23 protein-coding genes are annotated in these 17,635 nt (G+C 66.8%); 12 read left to right on the top strand and 11 right to left on the bottom strand.

Annotated elements, in window-relative coordinates; translation table 11 throughout:
• Positions 1-41: 41 nt before the first annotated feature.
• Entirely contained in the window at positions 42-1,022 is a 981-nt protein-coding gene (locus KF707C_RS09875; RefSeq protein ID WP_036994241.1) for an alpha/beta hydrolase, read from the top strand.
• A 32-nt stretch (positions 1,023-1,054) separates the two neighbouring features.
• On the top strand, positions 1,055-1,837 hold the full coding sequence (locus KF707C_RS09870; protein WP_004422409.1) for a hypothetical protein: 783 nt from the start codon (positions 1,055-1,057) through the stop codon (positions 1,835-1,837).
• A gap of 10 nt (positions 1,838-1,847) precedes the next feature.
• Here KF707C_RS09870 and prmB read toward each other — a convergent pair whose 3' ends face one another.
• Entirely contained in the window at positions 1,848-2,762 is a 915-nt protein-coding gene (prmB, locus tag KF707C_RS09865; RefSeq protein ID WP_004422407.1) for a 50S ribosomal protein L3 N(5)-glutamine methyltransferase, read from the bottom strand.
• A gap of 214 nt (positions 2,763-2,976) precedes the next feature.
• Here prmB and KF707C_RS09860 point away from each other — a divergent pair, with 214 nt between their 5' ends.
• The 4 genes from KF707C_RS09860 (at position 2,977) to folE (ending at position 5,265) form a co-directional block, all read left to right on the top strand.
• The gene (locus tag KF707C_RS09860; RefSeq protein WP_004422405.1) at positions 2,977-3,573 is read left to right on the top strand and encodes a cysteine hydrolase family protein; all 597 of its coding nucleotides are present in this window, start codon (positions 2,977-2,979) and stop codon (positions 3,571-3,573) included.
• 94 nt (positions 3,574-3,667) lie between these two features.
• Positions 3,668-3,988 (top strand): hypothetical protein, encoded by a 321-nt coding sequence (locus tag KF707C_RS09855; RefSeq protein WP_004422403.1) that lies wholly within the window; start codon positions 3,668-3,670, stop codon positions 3,986-3,988.
• A 48-nt stretch (positions 3,989-4,036) separates the two neighbouring features.
• Positions 4,037-4,600: a Smr/MutS family protein gene (locus KF707C_RS09850; protein ID WP_004422401.1), complete on the top strand. Its 564-nt coding sequence runs from the start codon at positions 4,037-4,039 to the stop codon at positions 4,598-4,600.
• Positions 4,601-4,716: 116 nt separating this feature from the next.
• Positions 4,717-5,265, top strand: coding sequence for a GTP cyclohydrolase I FolE (gene folE / locus KF707C_RS09845; RefSeq protein ID WP_004422399.1), 549 nt, complete (start codon positions 4,717-4,719; stop codon positions 5,263-5,265).
• Between the two features lie 64 nt (positions 5,266-5,329).
• Here the strand turns inward: folE and KF707C_RS09840 are convergent, their stop codons facing one another.
• From KF707C_RS09840 to KF707C_RS09830, 3 genes are all read right to left on the bottom strand, one after another.
• Positions 5,330-5,791, bottom strand: a complete 462-nt coding sequence (locus tag KF707C_RS09840) for a bacteriohemerythrin (RefSeq protein ID WP_004422397.1) — start codon at positions 5,789-5,791, stop codon at positions 5,330-5,332.
• Positions 5,792-5,934: 143 nt separating this feature from the next.
• Positions 5,935-6,537, bottom strand: a complete 603-nt coding sequence (locus KF707C_RS09835) for a glutathione S-transferase family protein (protein WP_004422396.1) — start codon at positions 6,535-6,537, stop codon at positions 5,935-5,937.
• Positions 6,538-6,555: 18 nt separating this feature from the next.
• Positions 6,556-7,722 (bottom strand): aminotransferase-like domain-containing protein, encoded by a 1,167-nt coding sequence (locus KF707C_RS09830; RefSeq protein ID WP_004422395.1) that lies wholly within the window; start codon positions 7,720-7,722, stop codon positions 6,556-6,558.
• A gap of 82 nt (positions 7,723-7,804) precedes the next feature.
• On the opposite strand from KF707C_RS09830, the gene KF707C_RS09825 reads away from it, so the two are divergent.
• A complete protein-coding gene (locus KF707C_RS09825; RefSeq protein WP_004422394.1) occupies positions 7,805-8,257 on the top strand; it encodes a MarR family winged helix-turn-helix transcriptional regulator in 453 nt (150 codons plus the stop codon).
• Here KF707C_RS09825 and KF707C_RS09820 read toward each other — a convergent pair.
• Positions 8,233-8,880, bottom strand: coding sequence for a hypothetical protein (locus KF707C_RS09820; RefSeq protein ID WP_004422393.1), 648 nt, complete (start codon positions 8,878-8,880; stop codon positions 8,233-8,235). The two genes, KF707C_RS09825 and KF707C_RS09820, sit on opposite strands and share 25 nt — an antisense overlap.
• A gap of 148 nt (positions 8,881-9,028) precedes the next feature.
• On the opposite strand from KF707C_RS09820, the gene KF707C_RS09815 reads away from it, so the two are divergent.
• Positions 9,029-9,646, top strand: a complete 618-nt coding sequence (locus KF707C_RS09815; RefSeq protein ID WP_004422392.1) for a LysE family translocator — start codon at positions 9,029-9,031, stop codon at positions 9,644-9,646.
• The gene (locus tag KF707C_RS09810; RefSeq protein WP_004422391.1) at positions 9,646-10,857 is read left to right on the top strand and encodes a benzoate/H(+) symporter BenE family transporter; all 1,212 of its coding nucleotides are present in this window, start codon (positions 9,646-9,648) and stop codon (positions 10,855-10,857) included. The genes KF707C_RS09815 and KF707C_RS09810 overlap by 1 nt, the downstream gene beginning before the upstream one ends.
• A gap of 18 nt (positions 10,858-10,875) precedes the next feature.
• Here KF707C_RS09810 and KF707C_RS09805 read toward each other — a convergent pair whose 3' ends face one another.
• The 5 genes from KF707C_RS09805 to KF707C_RS09785 form a co-directional block, all read right to left on the bottom strand.
• Entirely contained in the window at positions 10,876-11,760 is an 885-nt protein-coding gene (locus tag KF707C_RS09805) for a bile acid:sodium symporter family protein (RefSeq protein ID WP_004422390.1), read from the bottom strand.
• A 113-nt stretch (positions 11,761-11,873) separates the two neighbouring features.
• The gene (locus tag KF707C_RS09800; RefSeq protein ID WP_004422389.1) at positions 11,874-12,635 is read right to left on the bottom strand and encodes an SDR family oxidoreductase; all 762 of its coding nucleotides are present in this window, start codon (positions 12,633-12,635) and stop codon (positions 11,874-11,876) included.
• 132 nt (positions 12,636-12,767) lie between these two features.
• Positions 12,768-13,466 (bottom strand): orotidine-5'-phosphate decarboxylase, encoded by a 699-nt coding sequence (gene pyrF, locus KF707C_RS09795; protein WP_004422388.1) that lies wholly within the window; start codon positions 13,464-13,466, stop codon positions 12,768-12,770.
• 69 nt (positions 13,467-13,535) lie between these two features.
• Positions 13,536-14,279: a ZIP family metal transporter gene (locus KF707C_RS09790; protein WP_004422387.1), complete on the bottom strand. Its 744-nt coding sequence runs from the start codon at positions 14,277-14,279 to the stop codon at positions 13,536-13,538.
• Positions 14,280-14,309: 30 nt separating this feature from the next.
• Positions 14,310-15,209, bottom strand: a complete 900-nt coding sequence (locus KF707C_RS09785) for a LysR family transcriptional regulator (protein ID WP_036994239.1) — start codon at positions 15,207-15,209, stop codon at positions 14,310-14,312.
• A gap of 92 nt (positions 15,210-15,301) precedes the next feature.
• Here KF707C_RS09785 and KF707C_RS09780 point away from each other — a divergent pair, with 92 nt between their 5' ends.
• The 3 genes from KF707C_RS09780 (at position 15,302) to KF707C_RS09770 (ending at position 16,811) form a co-directional block, all read left to right on the top strand.
• Positions 15,302-15,745, top strand: coding sequence for a multidrug/biocide efflux PACE transporter (locus tag KF707C_RS09780; RefSeq protein WP_004422384.1), 444 nt, complete (start codon positions 15,302-15,304; stop codon positions 15,743-15,745).
• Between the two features lie 90 nt (positions 15,746-15,835).
• Positions 15,836-16,003, top strand: coding sequence for a DUF2897 family protein (locus KF707C_RS09775; RefSeq protein WP_004422382.1), 168 nt, complete (start codon positions 15,836-15,838; stop codon positions 16,001-16,003).
• 52 nt (positions 16,004-16,055) lie between these two features.
• Entirely contained in the window at positions 16,056-16,811 is a 756-nt protein-coding gene (locus KF707C_RS09770) for a CPBP family intramembrane glutamic endopeptidase (RefSeq protein ID WP_004422380.1), read from the top strand.
• Here KF707C_RS09770 and KF707C_RS09765 read toward each other — a convergent pair.
• Positions 16,762-17,538, bottom strand: coding sequence for a substrate-binding periplasmic protein (locus tag KF707C_RS09765; RefSeq protein ID WP_004422379.1), 777 nt, complete (start codon positions 17,536-17,538; stop codon positions 16,762-16,764). The two genes, KF707C_RS09770 and KF707C_RS09765, sit on opposite strands and share 50 nt — an antisense overlap.
• Between the last annotated feature and the right edge of the window lie 97 nt (positions 17,539-17,635).

Raw genomic sequence — 17,635 nt, 5'->3', positions numbered from 1 at the left:
ATGGCCTGTCCAACCTCCTCCCCAAGGAATGGTTCCCCTGCATGCTCCGCGCACTCCTGCTCGTCTTTCTCGCACTGGCCGGCCAGGCCATGGCCGCCCCCCAGGCGGTTCTGCAACGCCCGATAGAACTGGACACCGGTACCGGCCTGCTCCAGGGCACCCTGCTGCGTCCCAAGACCGGGGAAGCGGTACCGGTGGCACTGATCATCGCCGGTTCCGGCCCCACCGACCGCGACGGCAACAACCCCATGGCCGGGCGCAACGACAGCCTCAGGAAGCTCGCCGAGCTGCTGGCACGCAATGGCATCGCCAGCGTGCGCTACGACAAGCGCGGCATCGCCGCCAGCCATGCGGCCGGCCCTGACGAGCGCCACCTGAGCCTCGAGGGCTACGCTGCGGATGCCGCGGCCTGGGGTCGCCGCCTGAAACAGGACCCGCGCTTCTCCCAGCTGATCCTGATTGGCCATAGCGAGGGCTCCCTCATCGCCGGCCTGGCCGCGCAACCCGCAGGCGCCGACGCCCTGGTGAGCATCGCGGGCAGCGCGAGACCCATCGACGAACTGCTCCGCGAGCAACTGCAGGACCGCCTGCCGCCTCCCTTGCTGGCCGAAAGCGAACGCATCCTCGCCAGCCTCAAGGCGGGCCGGCCGGTGGACGACGTGCCCAAGGCGCTGGAGCTGCTGTTCCGCCCGAGCGTCCAGCCCTACCTGATCTCACTGTTCCGCCAGGACCCGGCCCAGGTCTATGGCCGGTTGAGCCTCCCCATCCTGGTGCTCCAGGGCAGCCACGACATCCAGGTCGCGGTAGCCGATGCCGAGCGACTCAAGGCCGCGAGCCCCCATGCCGAGCTGGCGATCATCCCGGGCATGAACCATGTACTGCGCATCGTGCCCCAGGACAGGCGGCAGCAACTGGCGTCCTACGCCAATCCGCATCTACCCCTGGCTCGTGAACTGGGCGAGCGCATCCTGGCCTTCATCCGCAACCTGACGGACTCCAGAAATGCGGAAATCGACCGATAAGGGCTTAGACAGGCCCCACAAGGTACTCATCGATGTCTGAAAGCCCAGCCGAACGGCCGAGCGTCGAGCAGGACGCCGCGCCCCAGCCCCATCCCTGGACCGAGCTGGCGCCCGAGCATTTCGAGCTGCTGCGCCTCGCGCCCCTGCCCATCGACCGCCACACCGGCGCGCGCCCGCTGCGCTTCGTCGAGCTGGGACGGGTGGAGCGCCACAGCAAGGAGCAGAGCCTGCTGCGCCTTTCCATCGGCCTGCCGGGCCAAAAGGTACGCAGGGAACAGAATCTGCTGGAGGTCTGGGCCGACCACCGTAGCAAGGAAGTGCGCTTCGGACCGGATGGCGGGCTGCAGCTGGAGCCGGCGAACCGCGGGCTGGGGCGCTTCCTGCTGGGCCAGGGCATCGCCTGGGCCAGGCAGCGCTGGGCCCACTACCAGGTCGAAGGGGGCGCCCTGCCCACCAGGGACGCCATGGACAACGAGGCGCGCCTGCGTCGCGACCATGCGCTCAAGGCCCAGGGCTTCGAGATCACCTACCTGGACAACCTGCAGCTCAAGGGCCGTTACGGCGCCGGCCGGGTCAGCGAACTCCATGGGGACTGGCACCGGGAAAAGGTGCAGTTGGTGAGCCTCAAGGACGCCGCGGCCATGCTGGAACAGGCCGACCAGAACCTGGCGCGGCAGGAGGTGGAGATCCGCAAGCTGGAAGAGCGGATCGCCGCCTACAAGCGGGATGACAGCAGCCTGCGCTTCACCATCGCCTGCCTGGTGGTCTTCGCCGTATTCCAGGCGGGCTTGCTGATCTGGATCACCACCCACTGAGCCCGAAGGGTCAGGCAGGAACCCGCGAGCGGAACAACGCCTGATGCTCCCTGCACTGCTTGGCGCTGAGCATGAACACGCCGTGGCCGCCGTGCTCGAAGTCCAGCCAGAGGAAGTCCACCTCCGGATAGAGCGCCTCCACATGGACCTGGCTGTTGCCCACCTCGACAATCAGCAGCCCCTTCTCGGTCAGGTGATCGGCCGCTTCGGCCAGCATCCGCCGGACCAGGTCCAGGCCATCGTCGCCACAGGCCAGCCCGAGTTCAGGTTCATGCTGGTACTCCGCCGGCATGTCGGCGAAGTCCTCGGCATCCACATAGGGTGGATTGGACACTATCAGGTCGAAACGCTGCCCCGACAGGCCATCGAAGCCATCGCCCTGGACGGTGTAGACACGCTCTTCCAGGCCGTGGCGCTCGATGTTCAGATTCGCCACCTCCAGCGCCTCGAAGGACAGATCGCCCAGCACCACCTCGGCCGTGGGGAACGCATGGGCGCAGGCGATGCCGATGCAACCCGAGCCGGTACACAGGTCGAGGATGCGCGCCGGGTCCTGGGGCAGCCAGGGCGAGAACTGTTGCTGGATCAGTTCGGCGATGGGCGAGCGCGGCACCAGCACGCGCTCGTCCACCACGAAGGGCAGGCCGCAGAACCAGGCCTCGCCCAGCAGGTAGGCCACCGGCACACGCTCCTCGATGCGTCGACGCAGCAGCTCACGCAGATGCGCCGCTTCGTCGTCCTCCAGCCGGCAATCCAGGTAGCTGTCGGCAATCTCGTAGGGCAGGTGGAGGGCACCCAGCACCAGCTGGCGGGCCTCATCCCAGGCGTTGTCGGTGCCGTGGCCGAAGAACAGGTTCTCGGCATGGAAACGGCTGACGGCCCAACGGATATGGTCGCGCAGGGTGCGGAGGCGGGATTCGGACACGGCGGTTACCTCGGAAAGCGGGCCGGAGATTCTAGCACCGACACACAACGGGGGCAGCCCGCTCCCAGACTCGCGGAACCCGCCGTGACGGGGACGCAAGATCGCCCCGGCGCGGTGGGTTGCGGGCGAATAGCGGCAACTCGGCAGCCGTCCATGGTTCACTTATTCCTTCGCAGGGCGGACAATAGTGGCCAAGTCGTACCTGGAGATTCGCATGTCCTCCCCGAAATCCATGTTCCAGCTCAGCGGTCGCGGCTATCCACCGGCCAGCCTGAACAATGCCACCCTGGTGATCATCGACGCCCAGGAAGAGTACCGCAGCGGCGTCCTCGCCCTGCCCGGCCTGGACGAAGCCCTGGCGGAAATCGCCAGCCTGCTCGCCGCAGCCCGCACCATGGGTCGCCCCATCGTCCACGTGAAGCACCTGGGCGTTCCCGGCGGCATCTTCGACCCCCGTGGCGACCGCGGCCAGCACCTGCCCGAAGCCGCCCCGCTGCCCGGCGAGATCCTGGTGGAGAAACGCCTGCCCAACGCCTTCGCCGGCACCGACCTGCACGACCGCCTGCAGGCTATCGGCCACCTGGACCTGATCGTCTGCGGCTTCATGACCCACTCCAGCATCAGCACCACCGTACGCGCCGCCAAAGACTATGGTTATCGCTGCACGCTGGTGAGCGCGGCTTGCGCGACCCGCGACCTGCCCACCCTGGATGGCGGCGTCATCAGCGCCGATGAAATGCACCGCGTCGAAGTGATCGCCCTGGCCGACAACTTCGCCAGCGTGGTCCCCCAGGCCAAGGCGCTCTTCTAGTCGCGCCGACGAAAGCCGCGACATCCGATGGGGATGGCCGGAACCACCGCCAGCAGGCGCCGGTCATACCCCGATCAAGCAAGAGGACGTCCGGATGAAGTTATCCAATGATTTCGATCCCCGCCGATTGCGCCCCAGGCGCCGAGGCAGTTGGCGCTGGCGATTCGCGGCGGCCCTGGCCGCGCTGATCGCGGGCTTCGGCGTACTGCTGGCCATGGCGGGCGCCGCCACCCTGCTCGGCCGCCCCCCGGCCCTCGGCGCCCTCAATGACAGCACCGGTGCCGCCATCGTCCTGCTGCTCTTCGGCTTGCTGTTTCTCTGGGTCGGCATCCTCGCCTGGCGATTCAGCCGTCGGCGCGCCCTGCGTCGCAACGATCTGAGCATGTCCCCTCACCTGATGAAGAAACGCAACTGACCCCGGTATCTGGCTTCGGGTAGAATCGTCGCCCCTCGCGGAGGCCCCATGCACGACAACGACGACGACTTTTCCCTGTTCGCCGAGCAGATGCGCGGCGTGAAGCGGATCCGCCACGACCGCGCGGATACCGGCAAGCCGAAGACCGACCTGAAACAGCTCAGCAGCCTCCGGCAGAACGCCACGGTGGCCCAGACCGAAACGAAGGTGGACGGACTGTCCGACCAGTTCGTCATCGACGTGGGCGCCGAGGACGAACTTCACTGGGCCCGGGACGGTGTCCAGGAAAGCCAGATGCGCAAGCTCAAGCAGGGCCAGATCGGCTTCGACGGCAGCCTCGACCTGCATGGCATGACCGTCGAAAAAGCCCGGGAGACCCTCTGGGACTTCATTGCCGAGGCCACCCGTTTCGAGGTGCGCTGCGTGCGTGTCACCCACGGCAAGGCCGCCCGCCTGGACGGCAAGCGCCCCCTGATCAAGAGCCACGTGAACACCTGGCTGCGTCAGCACCCGCAAGTACTGGGCTTCACCTCCTGCCAGCCCAGGCACGGCGGCACCGGCGCGGTCTACGTGATGCTGCGCCGCACCATGCTCGAGGGTCGGGACGAGTAGGCGGCGAAGGTCGCCGAGGGCCTGACAAATGAACCGCGCTGGCGCACGGTGCCCTTGCCAGCCGCCCACCGGCGCCCTACCCTGCGCCTTTGCGTAAATCCCCCACAGGAATTTCCATGTCCCTGGAACAGCATTACACCGCGATCCTCGGCCAGCTCGGCGAGGATGTCTCCCGTGAAGGCCTGCTCGACACCCCGAAGCGCGCCGCCAAGGCGATGCAGTATCTCTGCCGCGGCTATCAGCAGACGCTGGAGGAAGTCACCAACGGCGCCCTGTTCAGCTCCGACAACAGCGAAATGGTGCTGGTGAAGAACATCGAGCTGTACTCCCTCTGCGAGCACCACCTGCTGCCGTTCATCGGCAAGGCCCACGTCGCCTACATCCCCAACGGCAAGGTGCTCGGCCTGTCGAAGGTGGCGCGCATCGTCGACATGTTCGCCCGTCGCCTGCAGATCCAGGAGAACCTCAGCCGGCAGATCGCCGAAGCCGTCCAGCAGGTCACCGGCGCCCTGGGCGTGGCGGTCGTGATCGAGGCCCAGCACATGTGCATGATGATGCGTGGCGTGGAGAAGCAGAACTCCTCCATGGTCACCTCGGTGATGCTCGGCGAGTTCCGCGAAAACGCCGCCACCCGTAGCGAGTTCCTCAGCCTGATCAACAACTGATCGCCGCTGATAACGCAAGAAGCCGGCAGATGCCGGCTTTTTTGTGCCCGGACGCCGCCCCCCGTCAGCCGAAGAAACGCCGCATCGAACGCGACAGCCAGCCGTCGCCGCTCTCGTCCCGGGTCAGGCGCTGCATGTTCGCCTTGACCGCGCCGACATAGGCGGCGTCGTCATTGCGGATATGATTGAACAGCCAGCGTCCGAGCAGATCCTTGAGCTCGTCGGCCACGTCGTCGCCAGCCTGGTGACGCCTGCGCAGCAGGTCGACGCGCCGGATGAACAGCTCGTGGACCTTCTTGTGCGCCCGACTGAACAGGTAGCCGGCATCCTCCAGCAGGGTCTCCTCGAATGCGAAGTGCGACACGGTGTAGTCCACCACCTCTTCGATCACCCGCGCCACCGCGCCGGTATCCCCCTGCTCCTGTGCGACGTGCAACCCGTTGATCATCTCGACGATGCGTCGATGCTGGCCGTCGATGACTTCGATGCCGGTATCCAGATCACTTTCCCACTCGAGAAACGCCACGTGTACTCCCCACCCCGATACGTCGGTCTTGTCTGGCAGAACGAAAAGATCGCTAGGCTAGGGGCAAGCGAGATTCGAAATCTTGATTCCCATCAACGGAAAAGCCGGCTGGCGCCGGCTTTTCCCGGGGGACCGAGAGGGGCTCAGTCGAACATGCCCACATGGCGCGGATGGCTGGCCACCCGCTCCATCCAGGCGAGGATCGCGGGGTAGGCGGAGAGATCGAAGCCGCCCTCGTGGGCCACGTGGGTGTAGGCATAGAGGGCGACGTCGGCGATGGAGTACTGGTCGCCCACCAGGTACGGGGTGCGCTCCAGTTGCTTCTCCATCACCCTCAGCGCCTTGTGGCCACGCACCTGGCAGACCTTGTATTCCTCCAGCCGCTCCTCGGGCATGCCCTGGTAGAGCTGGATGAAACGCGCCACCGCCACGTAGGGCTCATGGCTGTACTGCTCGAAGAACTGCCACTGCAGCACCTGGGTGCGCAGCCGCGGCTCGCTCGGCAGCAGGTCGCTGCCCTCGGCGAGGAAGTTGAGGATGGCGTTGGACTCCCAGAGGGTGGTGCCGTCTTCCAGCTCCAGCACCGGGATCTTGCCGTTGGGGTTCTTCTCGAGGAACTCGGGGCTCTGGGTCTCGCCCTTGAGGATGTCCACCGGCACCCACTGGTAAGGCAGCCCCAACAGGTTGAGGATCAGCTTGACCTTGTAGCAGTTGCCGGACTTGTAGTCGCCATGGACGGTGTACATGGATGCGTCTCCTCTTGATCAGGCGGCCTGGGCCGATTGGGCCTGGCGGACGACACCCGCCAGGCGCCTGAGTCCCTCGCCCAGGCGCTCGGGCGCCACATGGCTGAAGTTCAGGCGCAGGTGCCCCGGGTGCTGGTCCGGGTCGATGAAGAAAGGCTCGCCCGGCATGAAGGCGACGTTCTGCTCCAACGCCGGCTTGAGCAGGCTGCGGGTATCCAGGGGCTGCTTCAGGGTGAGCCAGAAGAACAGCCCGCCCTGAGGGATCTCCCAGGTGGCCAGCTCGCCGAAGTGCTCTTCCAGGGCCGCCTGCATCGCGTCGCGGCGCACCCGGTAGAAGTCCCGCAGCTCCGCGAGGTGCTGGCGATACTGCTCGGTGCCGAACCATTGCAGCGCCTGCCACTGGCCGATGCGATTGGTGTGCAGGTCGGCGGACTGCTTCAGGCGCAGCAGATGCGGGAACAGGTCAGGGGTAGCGATCAGGAAGCCCACCCGCAGCCCCGGCAGCAGGGTCTTGGAAACGGTGCCGGTGTAGATCCAGCTGGTCTTCTGCAGGCGGCTGACGATGGGGGTGGCACTGCCGCCGTCGAACACCAGCTCGCGGTAGGGCTCGTCCTCGATCAGGGTCACGCCGAACTCGTCCAGCAGTGCCGCCACGGCATCGCGCTTGGCCTCGCTGTAGCGCGTGCCGGACGGATTCTGGAAGGTCGGGATCAGGTAGGCGAAGGCCGGCTTGTGCCGCTCCAGGCGCTGGCGCAGGGCGGCGATCTCGGGGCCGTCGGCCTCCTGGGGGACGGCGATGCAGTCGGCGCCGAACAATTGGAAAGCCTGCAGGGCCGCCAGGTAGGTCGGCGCCTCCAGCAACACCTCGGTGCCCGGATCGATGAACAGCTTGGACGCCAGGTCCAGGGTCTGCTGGGAGCCGCTGACGATCAGCACCTGGCTGGCCTCACAGGGCACGCCCAGGGCACGCGCTTCGGCGGCGATGGCCTCGCGCAGCGCCGGCTCGCCTTCGCTCATTCCGTACTGGCCCATGCTCGCGGGCATCTCGCTCCAGTCCACCTTCGGCAGCATCGGTTCCGCCGGCAGGCCTCCAGCGAAGGACATCACTTCCGGGCGCTGGGCGGCGGCCAGGATTTCGCGGATCAGGGAGCTTTTCAGGCGGGCGATGCGTTCAGAGAAGGCCATGGGATGTCACCGGGTGCGGAAGCGGGAAAATTAAGTCAAACTGCTTGACCGAAACTACGATGACCGCGACAGATACGTCAATATGCTTGACCTGAAAAATCCCGCCATCCAGCAGGACGCCATGGAAGCCTTCTTCTTCGGCTACCAGGCCTTCACCAGCAAGCCGGACGAGATCCTGGCACGGCGCGGCCTGTCCCGGGTCCACCACCGCATCCTGTTCTTCATCGCCAAGTACCCCGGCCTCAGCGTCAAGGAGCTGCTGGGCTACCTGGGCGTGACCAAGCAGGCCCTGAACACGCCCCTACGGCAACTGATCGAGATGCAACTGGTGGAGAGCGTCGCGGCGGACGACGACAAGCGCAAGCGACTGCTGGGCTTCACCGCCGAAGGCGCCAGGCTGGAGCAGGCTTTGCGCCGCGAGCAGGTCCGGCTGCTGCAACGGGCCTTTGGCGAGTCAGGCGCGGACGCGGTGCACGGCTGGCTGGCCGTGAACCGGGCCCTGAGCCTGGCTCACCGCAGCGAAACCGACTCCTGACGGGCATCCAGCTCCCGCGCGGCGCGGAAGAACACCAGCATCATCGCCAGGTTGGCGCCGACCAGGGGCAGCAGCCCCACCAGCATCAGCACGATGCTGGCCATCATGATGCCGCCCACGAGGTCCAGCCAGGCCATGACCCGGAATGCGGGGTAGGCGTTCTGAACCTTCAGCAGGCGCACCGCCAGCCAGGCGGTCAGGGCCCCGAGCAGGGCCACCACGGCGAAGTACAGCACCATGGGCCATCCCGGCTGGGTGCTGGCTTCCCCCATGAAGAAGTCCATCAGCTCCAGGCCCAGACTCATCCCCACCACGGCCCAGACAGGTGGCGCCAGTCCCCGGGCGGCGAAGCGGCCTTCCGCGAACAGCTTGAGGCGAATCAGCAGGTAGCAGCCGAGGAAGGTCAGGGCCACGCCCAGCCAGTCGGAGAAATCCGCCATCAGCGGTTCCGCGGTGGCGCCCGCGGCCACGACCAGCCCGGTCAGGCACAGGGTTCCCACCACGCTGACCAGGCTCAGCCAGCCCAGCAGCCGGAGCTGTCCCGGGGTCCAGCCGTCCATCGGACCGGGACCGGCGTCGCCCACCAGGTCGACTTGCGGGGCGGCGTAGGGGTTCTCGTCCATCCGGCGTACTCCAGGCAGGGAAAAGCATGACAGTAGCGGCTCATACCCCAGGTGCCAACCGACTGTACGGCTCAAGCCGCAAGCCGCTGTATCGGGACGCCGGAAGTGACTGGCCTTAGTCTGCGAACACAACGACAAGGTGCCCGCCATGAGCCTGGAACTGATCTTCGCCTTCATCCTCTTCGCCTTCGTCACCTCGGTGACGCCGGGCCCCAACAACATGATGCTGCTGGCCTCCGGCGTGAACTTCGGCGTACGCCGCAGCCTGCCCCATATGCTCGGCATCAGCATCGGCTTCATGGTGCTGGTGGTGGCCGTGGGCCTGGGGCTGTCCCAGGTGTTCCAGCAGGTCCCCGTCCTCTACACCACGCTGCGCTACATCGGCGCCGCCTACCTCCTCTACCTGGCGTGGAAGATCGCCGGCTCGGGGGCACCGGACGACAGCCGCGCGGAAAAGCGGCCGAAACCCTTCACCTTCCTCCAGGCGGCGGCCTTCCAGTGGGTGAACCCCAAGGCCTGGGTGATGGCCATCGGCGCCATCACCACCTACACGCCCCAGGAGAACTTCGCGGTCAACGTGGTGCTGATCGCTGCGCTGTTCGCCCTGGTGAACTGCCCGAGCGTCGGCCTCTGGACCATTGCCGGCAGCCTGCTGCGGCGCTGGCTGGCGGAGCCGCGCATACTGCGCCTGTTCAATATCGGCATGGCCCTGCTGCTGGTGGCCTCGCTCTACCCCATCCTCATGGACGTGCACGGAACGCTCTGATGACCGCACACTCGGAAAGCCCGGCGAGCGCGCCACGCCTGCGCCCCCTCGCCGACTCCTCCCCCGCCGCCGTGGTGGCGGGCTTCATCGCCATGCTCACCGGCTACACCAGCTCCCTGGTGCTGATGTTCCAGGCCGGACAGGCCGCCGGGCTCAGCAACGGGCAGATATCCTCCTGGATCTGGGCGCTGTCCATCGGCATGGCCGTAACCACCATCGGCCTGTCCCTGCGTTACCGCACCCCCATAGTCGTCGCCTGGTCCACGCCCGGCGCGGCCCTGCTGATCACCAGCCTGCCGGGGGTCAGCTACGGAGAGGCCATCGGCGCCTTCATCGTCTGCGCCGCCCTGCTGGCCCTGGTGGGCCTGACCGGCGGCTTCGAGCGCCTCATGCGCCGCCTGCCGGGCTCCCTGGCCGCGGCGCTGCTGGCGGGCATCCTGTTCAAGATCGGCAGCGAAATCTTCATCGCCGCCCAGCACCGCACGGCCCTGGTGCTGGCGATGTTCCTCAGTTACCTGGTGTTCAAGCGCCTGCAGCCCCGCTACGCGGTACTGGTGGCCCTGGTGGTGGGATGCGTCATGGCGGCCCTGCTGGGCCTGCTGGACTTCAGCGGATTCGAGTTCGCCCTGGCGGAGCCGGTGTGGACGACACCGGATTTCTCCCTGACCGCCGTCATCAGCATCGGCATCCCGCTGTTCGTGGTGGCCATGGCCTCACAGAACATTCCCGGCATCGCCGTGCTGCGCGCCGACGGCTACCAGGTGCCGGCCTCGCCCCTGATCTCGGTCACCGGCATCGCCTCCCTGCTGCTGGCCCCCTTCGGTTCCCACGGCATCAACCTCGCCGCCATCAGCGCCGCCATCTGTACCGGCCCCCACGCCCATGAGGACCGCAACAAACGCTATACGGCGGCGGTCTGGTGCGGGCTCTTCTATGGCATCGCCGGCACCTTCGGCGCCACCCTGGCCGCGCTGTTCGCGGCCCTGCCCAAGGAACTGGTGCTGTCGATCGCGGCCCTGGCACTGTTCGGCTCCATCAGCAACGGACTGACCGCCGCCATGCACGAGCCCAGGGAGCGAGAAGCCGCGCTGATCACCTTCATGGTCACCGCCTCGGGTATGACCCTGCTCTCCATCGGCTCGGCCTTCTGGGGCCTGGTGGCGGGGGTGCTGACCCTGGTCATCCTCAACTGGAATACCGACAAGCGCTGAGCCACGGACCCGGCGGACTCAGGCCCCGGCGGCGAGTTCGCGTCCGTGGGCGCGGTTGACCCACCAGCCGAAGCCCGCCGCGGTGAAGAACATGATGATGCTGTAGATGGCCGCCGGAATGGCCATGGTCGGGTTGTTCAGCAACATGGGGCTGAGGGCCAGGGCGATGGCCAGGGTGCCGTTGTGGATACCGATTTCCATGCCGATGGCCACGGCCTGACGCTGGCTGAGCCGGAACAGGCGGGGAACGAAATAGCCGACGGCCAGGCTGATGAGGTTGAAGGCCAGGGCTGCCAGGCCCACCACCGGCGCGTAGTCGACGAAGGTGCGCCAGTCCTTCGCCACCGCCAGCACGATGATCAGCAGCAGGAAGAGCGCGGAGATGATCTTCACCGGTTTTTCCATGCGCGCGGCGAACCCGGGGAACCGGCTGCGCAGGAACATGCCGATGGCCACCGGCCCCAGGACGATGGCGAACACCTGCAGGACCTTGGCGAACTGGAGGGGTATGGCCTGGTCGCCCGACATGAAGTGGGCCAGGGAGAGATTCACGATCAGCGGCATGGTGAGAACGGCGATCACCGAGTTCACCGCCGTCAGGGTGATGTTCAGGGCGACGTCGCCATGGGCCAGGTGGCTGTAGAGGTTGGCCGAGGTCCCCCCGGGGGAAGCCGCCAGCAGCATCATGCCCACCGCCAGGGCCGCCTCCAGCTGGAACCCCTTGGCCAGCAGGAAGCACACCAATGGCAGCAGCAGGATCTGGCACCCCAATCCGACCAGCACCGGCTTGGGAAACTTCACCACCCGGGCGAAATCCGCCAGGGTCAGGGAGAGCCCCAGGCCGAGCATGATGATGCCGAGGGCCAGGGGCAGGAACAGGGTCACCAGAGGGCTTGCGGTCATTGTTGTACTCCTTGTCGCGACCGCCCGATTCTGCTCAGGAGGACGACCGCCCTCCTAGTGGCCGAGCGCGCCAACGCCCGGCCAGTTGTAACAGGATGCGAATACCGAGCGGATCAGATGGCCGTGGCGCCGCCATCCACCGCCAGGGCCTGGCCGGTGGTGAAGCCGGCGGCATCGCAGCAAAGGTAGAGCACCGCAGCAGCGATTTCCTCCACCCGGCCGATACGTCCCACCGGATGCATGGCTGCGGCGAACTCCGCCTTCTTCGGGTCCGCCTCGTAGGCGCGACGGAACATGTCGGTATCGATCACTGCCGGGCAGACGGCGTTCACCCGGATCTTCTTCTTCGCATACTCGATGGCCGCCGACTTGGTCAGGCCGATCACGGCGTGCTTGGAGGCGGCGTAGATGCTCATCTTCGGTGCCGCTCCCAGGCCCGCCACCGAAGCGGTGTTGACGATGACGCCGCCGCCCTGGGCCAGCAGCAGCGGAATCTGGTGCTTCATGCACAGCCAGACGCCCTTCACGTTGACCCCCATGATGGCGTCGAACTCGGCCTCGCTGCCTTCGGCCAGCTTGCCCTTCTCGATCTCGATGCCGGCATTGTTGAAGGCGTAGTCCAGGCGACCGTAGGTGGCGACCACATCCGCCATCAACGCCTGCACCTCGGCCTCGCGGGTCACGTCGCAACGGATGAAACGCGCGTCGCCGCCTGCGGCACGGATCAGTTCGACGGTACCCTCACCGCCGGCCACGTCCACATCGGACACCACGACCTTCAGGCCCTCGGCGGCGAATGCCTGGGCGGTGGCTCGACCTATACCATTGGCGGCACCGGTGACCAGGGCCACCTGACCGGAAAACGACATGCTCATCTGCGAAACCTCGAAGTCAATGGGAAACCGAGGCTGCAGTCTGTCAGCGATGCCGGCTGGGGGGCAGCATCATCAGGTGGCTGTTGCCCCACCCATCCAGATCGATGATGGGCAGGGCGGCGACGGCCGGCGTCAGGCCAGCTCGGCGGCCACGGCGGCCAGGGCCTGGGCCGGGTCGGCGGCCTGGCTGATCGGGCGACCGATCACCAGGTAGTCGGAGCCGGCATCCAGCGCCTGGCGCGGGGTGAGGATGCGGCGCTGGTCGTCCTGGGCGCTGCCGGCCGGACGGATGCCCGGGGTCACCAGTTGCAGGCGCGGATAGGCGGCCTTGAGGTCGGCGGCTTCCTGGGCCGAACACACCAGGCCGTCCAGTCCGGCCTTGTCGGCCAGGCCGGCGAGGCGCAGCACCTGCTCCTTGGGCTCGATATCCAGGCCGATGCCGGCCAGGTCCTCGCGTTCCATGCTGGTGAGCACGGTCACGCCGATCAGCAGGGGCTTGGGCCCGGCCAGCTTGTCCAGGGTCTCGCGGCAGGCCGCCATCATGCGCAGGCCGCCGGAGCAGTGGACATTGACCATCCACACGCCCAGTTCGGCGGCAGCCTTCACCGCCATGGCGGTGGTGTTGGGAATGTCGTGGAACTTGAGGTCGAGGAACACTTCGAAGCCGCGATCATGCAGGGCCGACACCACATCGGCGCCACAACGGGTGAACAGTTCCTTGCCCACCTTCACCCGGCACAGCCCGGGGTCGAGCCGGTCGGCCAGCGCCAGGGCGGCATCGCGGGAAGGGAAATCGAGGGCGACAATGATCGGCGTCTGGCTGGCGGACATGGGCAAATCTCGTGGGAAGCGGAAACGGCGCGCATTGTAGCGGAAGCCGATGCGCGCCGCTGCCTCGCCTCAGACGAGATGATTGAGGGTGAAAGCTGTCATGAACCCCGCCAGGGTGATCAGGCCAGTCCAGGCATGGGTGGTCTCGAAGGCCTCGGGGATCAGGGTGTCCACCAGCATGCAGAGCACCGCGCCTGACGAGAATCCCAGGGCGAAGGCCAGCCAGGGCGGCGGAAGGTCGGCAAAGAGTCCGGGACCGGCCATGGCCGCCAATCCGGAAAGGAAGGCGATGGCGCCCCAAAGCCCGAACACCACCCAGGCACTGCGTTTTTCCTCGCGCAAGCCGGCCGCGCTGGCCAGTCCTTCCGGCAGGTTGGCCAGGATGATGGCCACCAGCATCAGCAGGCTGACGCTGCCGCCATCCAGCAGTCCGAGCCCCAGGCCGAAGGACTCGGGGATGCCGTCGAGAAAAGCGCCGACGGCGATCAACAGGGCCACCATCCCATTGCCGCCGTTACCGCTGCGAACGCGATGCCGCTGCTCGAGGCGGTCGATGTACTGGCTCGCCAGCACGAAGGCGAGCCCCCCGACCAGCAGGCCGGCAAGCGTGGGCCAGAGGCCGCCGATGCGCTCCGCCTCGGGGATCTGGCCGAAACAGAGCGCGGCCACCAGGACCCCGCTGCCGTAGGCCATGATCGAGGCGACCACCTTCTGCGGCAGCTTCACCAGGTAACCGACTGTGGCACCGATCAGCAGGCTGCTGGCCGCCAGCCAGCCCCACAGGCCGGCCTGGATGACGACGGGTATTTGCATGGTTTCCTCCTTGATGAGCGACCGAGGCTATCAGAACCCACCCTGGAAAGCGGCCTGGCGCCCCAGCAGGCGCTCCAGCAACCAGCTGGCGACGGGACCAAGGGGACGCCGCCGCGACCAGAGCGCGTCCACCGCCTGGCTGCGCGGCCAGCCCGGTACATCCAGCTCCGCCAGCCGACCGGGCGCGTAGCCGGCCACCAGCCAGCGCGGCAGTTCCGCCCAGCCGAAGCCGTTGCAGGCCATCTCCAGCAGCATCAGGTAGCTGGGCGCGGACCAGCAGCGGCCGCCGCTGGACGGCAGCCCGTCGTCGATGGCCAGCGTATCGCCGACGGTATTGAGCCGCAGGAGGCGCCAGCCGGCCAGATCGCCGAGCGCCAGGTCGGTCTTCTGCGCCAGGGGATGCCCCTGGGCCACGAAGAGGCCGAACTCGGCACGCTCGGCGACCGCCGCCGAGCCCAGCTGCGGCGGGTAGCGCCCCTGGGCCGCCAGCAACCCCAGGTCGGCACGCCCCTGCTCCACCAGCTCGATGACGTCACTGTGCTCGGCGATCAGGCATTCGAACTCCAGATCCGGGTAGCGCGCCTCCAGCTCGGCCAGGCAGGTCTCGTAACGGCTCGACTGGTAGGCATCGGACATCGCCAGGCTGACCCGCGATTCCACCCCTTCGGACCAGCGGGCGGCGGCATGCTGGAGGCGGTCGGAGGCCGCGAGGATCTCCTCGACCCGCACCAGCAGGGACCGTCCGGCGTCGGTGAGTTGCGGCTGCCGCCCGCCGCGCTCGAACAGCTCGAGGCCCAGGTCCGCCTCCAGGCGAGCGATGGCCTCGCTCACCGTGGACTGGCTCTTGCCCAGCTTGCGCGCCGCCGCGCTGAAGGAGCCCAGGGCGACAGCCTGGGCAAAGGCCTGAAGTGATTCCGGCGAGTAGTTCATATCGGTTTTCCCGATGGCATCCAACTTAACTCCATCCTCTTGACCGATGAAAATACAGGCCATCGCTTCTCACCGGCAACGGAGTTTTCACCATGTCCACGCCAATCCCGAACAAGAGCGCCCTCGAGCGTATCCTCCATGCCATCAGCTTCGAAGGCCTGGCCGTGCTGCTCACGGCACCGGTACTTTCACTGCTGATGGACCGCTCCCTGGCCCACATGGGCGCACTCACCCTGGCCTTCTCCACGGTGGCCATGCTCTGGAACATGGCCTTCAACAGCCTCTTCGACCGGGCCGAAGGCCGCTACGGCTTCCACCGTACCCTGTCGGTGCGGGTCGTCCACGCCTTGCTGTTCGAAGCGGGGCTGGTGCTGATGCTGGTGCCCCTGGCCGCCTGGTGGTTGTCCATCAGCCTGCTGGAAGCCCTGCTGCTGGATATCGGCCTGCTGCTGTTCTTCCTGCCCTACACCCTGGCGTTCAACTGGTGCTACGACCTGCTGCGCCCGCGCTGGGCCTTCGGCAACACCCAGCCCTGACGGGGCCGCGATGGCCGGAAGACGTTCCGGGAACGAGGAAGGAGGCGCACAATCGAATACAGTGATGCCTCCCTTGAACTGGAGATCGACATGCCCTGGTACGCCTGGCTCATCCTGATCCTCGCCATCGGCTCCATCGTCGGCAGCCTGATGCTGCTGCGCGATACGGCGAAGAAATTGCCCCTCACCGAAGAACAGCTCAAGCGCATCCGCGAGCGCAATGCGGAAATGGATGCCAAGGACGCCAAGGACCGCTGACGCCGTGCCGCCTCACTCGCCCTACCCCGCGGCATCGCGCCAGGGAAACGCCATGCCGTTGCACCTGCAACTGCTCTTTCCGCTCATCGTCCTCGCCCTCGGCCAGGGCCTGGGCGGCGTCCAGGTCAGCGCGTTGCTGGCGGGCGTCGCCTACGCCGGCTGGGTGTTCGCCGAGCGCCAGTTGCCCAAACGTCTCTGGTGGCCGGTCACCCTGCTCGCATCCATCGCGTTCGCCGCCCATCTGGTTCCCGGCTTCAGCCCCCTGCCCCTGGGCGAGCCACAGCGTCTCAGTCCGGACGCAGCGCCGTATGCACTGCGGATCGCCTGGGACAAGCTGCTGGTCGGCATGACCCTGCTGGCCTGGTGGCTCGGGACACCGCGCCGGCCTGCGGCGGCATCGGCACCCGCCTGGCTGATAGCCCTGGCGACGCTGTTGCTGGTGCCGCTGCTGGGCCTGGCGATCGGGCTGGTGGACTGGCAGCCGAAATGGCCGGCGATTCTCTGGGAATGGCTGGTGGTCAATCTGCTGGTCACGGTTCTGGCGGAGGAACTGGTGTTTCGCGGGATGCTGCAAGCGCAACTGGTGTCATGGCTGGGCGCGCGCCGTGGCGTGCCGCTGACGGCGCTCCTGTTCGGCGCCGTCCACCTGCCGTTCAGCCCCCTCTTCGCCCTGGTGGCCGGTATCGCGGGCCTGGGTTACGGACTGGTCTTCCAAATGAGCGGGCGACTGGCCGCCGCGGTGCTGCTGCACCTGGCGGTCAATCTTGGGCACCTGTTGCTGCTGAGCTACCCCTTCCGGTTGGCCTGACCACCACGCCGTAGCGGCTGAATATCCGCTCCAGGCGACCGTCGCCCCGCAGAGACTCCAGCAGGGTCCGGAAACGTTCGGCGCTGATGGGCGCATCGGGCCGCAGCAAGGCGTAATGGTGGTAATGCTGGTCGACCCGATCGCTGGCAAGGAAACTGCCCGCCTGATCCGGGTTCTGTTCCAGGTAGCGATTGAAGTAGGACCTTGTCACAAGGGCAATGTCGGCCCTCCCCCGCAGCACCATGCGCAGGTTGCTGTCATGGGAATAGGTGAGCCTGGCGTTGAAGGCACGCTGGAGGTAGTCCGGATCGGGATTGAATCCGGCGAATCCGTAGTGATAGCCGTTGTACAGGGCGAGCCGCTTGCCCCCAAGGGCCTTGAAGTATTCCTGGCCCCGGCCCGGCTCCGCCCTGGCGACGAAGATTTCGACGTCCTCCAGTCCCAGGTCGATGCGGGCGCCGGGAACCCCCTGCCAACCCCAGTCGGGGTTCTCGAAGATGGCCAGATCGAATCGGCCGTCCTGGAAATCCCGGAAGCGACGAGGTATCGCCGTGGGACGAATCACGAAACGATAGTCCTGCTGGACTTCGTTCAGGGCGGTGAGCAATTGCGGAAGTATCCCGCCGACCTCCCCGGACTCGGGCTTCAGCACATAGGGCGGGAAATCGGCGGCAGCGACCTTGATCGTCTGCGCTGCCTCCACGGGTAAGACTGCGGCGGCCAGCATCGCGGCGAGCCACCATGCTTTAAACGAAACGCCCCTGCAAACATCCATTCGTACTACTGCTCCCTGGGGTCCTACAGGCATTGGGCGGAGACTACGC

Origin of the sequence: Pseudomonas furukawaii (assembly GCF_002355475.1) — a bacterium.
GTDB classification, from domain to species: Bacteria; Pseudomonadota; Gammaproteobacteria; order Pseudomonadales; family Pseudomonadaceae; genus Metapseudomonas; species Metapseudomonas furukawaii.
This window is presented reverse-complemented; position numbering and strand designations above follow the sequence as displayed.

Bases quoted from the DNA above. Each gene is read 5' to 3' on its own strand.
- KF707C_RS09860 (WP_004422405.1), top strand. From the start codon at position 2,977: ATGTCCTCCCCGAAATCCATGTTCCAGCTCAGCGGTCGCGGCTATCCA.
- KF707C_RS09830 (WP_004422395.1), bottom strand. From the start codon at position 7,722: ATGGCCTTCTCTGAACGCATCGCCCGCCTGAAAAGCTCCCTGATCCGC.
- KF707C_RS09815 (WP_004422392.1), top strand. From the start codon at position 9,029: ATGAGCCTGGAACTGATCTTCGCCTTCATCCTCTTCGCCTTCGTCACC.
- pyrF (WP_004422388.1), bottom strand. From the start codon at position 13,466: ATGTCCGCCAGCCAGACGCCGATCATTGTCGCCCTCGATTTCCCTTCC.
- KF707C_RS09820 (WP_004422393.1), bottom strand. From the start codon at position 8,880: ATGGACGAGAACCCCTACGCCGCCCCGCAAGTCGACCTGGTGGGCGAC.
- KF707C_RS09780 (WP_004422384.1), top strand. From the start codon at position 15,302: ATGTCCACGCCAATCCCGAACAAGAGCGCCCTCGAGCGTATCCTCCAT.
- KF707C_RS09775 (WP_004422382.1), top strand. From the start codon at position 15,836: ATGCCCTGGTACGCCTGGCTCATCCTGATCCTCGCCATCGGCTCCATC.
- KF707C_RS09785 (WP_036994239.1), bottom strand. From the start codon at position 15,209: ATGAACTACTCGCCGGAATCACTTCAGGCCTTTGCCCAGGCTGTCGCC.
- folE (WP_004422399.1), top strand. From the start codon at position 4,717: ATGTCCCTGGAACAGCATTACACCGCGATCCTCGGCCAGCTCGGCGAG.
- KF707C_RS09810 (WP_004422391.1), top strand. From the start codon at position 9,646: ATGACCGCACACTCGGAAAGCCCGGCGAGCGCGCCACGCCTGCGCCCC.
- KF707C_RS09850 (WP_004422401.1), top strand. From the start codon at position 4,037: ATGCACGACAACGACGACGACTTTTCCCTGTTCGCCGAGCAGATGCGC.
- KF707C_RS09855 (WP_004422403.1), top strand. From the start codon at position 3,668: ATGAAGTTATCCAATGATTTCGATCCCCGCCGATTGCGCCCCAGGCGC.
- KF707C_RS09870 (WP_004422409.1), top strand. From the start codon at position 1,055: ATGTCTGAAAGCCCAGCCGAACGGCCGAGCGTCGAGCAGGACGCCGCG.
- KF707C_RS09770 (WP_004422380.1), top strand. From the start codon at position 16,056: ATGCCGTTGCACCTGCAACTGCTCTTTCCGCTCATCGTCCTCGCCCTC.
- KF707C_RS09790 (WP_004422387.1), bottom strand. From the start codon at position 14,279: ATGCAAATACCCGTCGTCATCCAGGCCGGCCTGTGGGGCTGGCTGGCG.
- KF707C_RS09875 (WP_036994241.1), top strand. From the start codon at position 42: ATGCTCCGCGCACTCCTGCTCGTCTTTCTCGCACTGGCCGGCCAGGCC.
- KF707C_RS09765 (WP_004422379.1), bottom strand. From the start codon at position 17,538: ATGCTGGCCGCCGCAGTCTTACCCGTGGAGGCAGCGCAGACGATCAAG.
- KF707C_RS09835 (WP_004422396.1), bottom strand. From the start codon at position 6,537: ATGTACACCGTCCATGGCGACTACAAGTCCGGCAACTGCTACAAGGTC.
- KF707C_RS09800 (WP_004422389.1), bottom strand. From the start codon at position 12,635: ATGAGCATGTCGTTTTCCGGTCAGGTGGCCCTGGTCACCGGTGCCGCC.
- KF707C_RS09805 (WP_004422390.1), bottom strand. From the start codon at position 11,760: ATGACCGCAAGCCCTCTGGTGACCCTGTTCCTGCCCCTGGCCCTCGGC.
- KF707C_RS09825 (WP_004422394.1), top strand. From the start codon at position 7,805: ATGCTTGACCTGAAAAATCCCGCCATCCAGCAGGACGCCATGGAAGCC.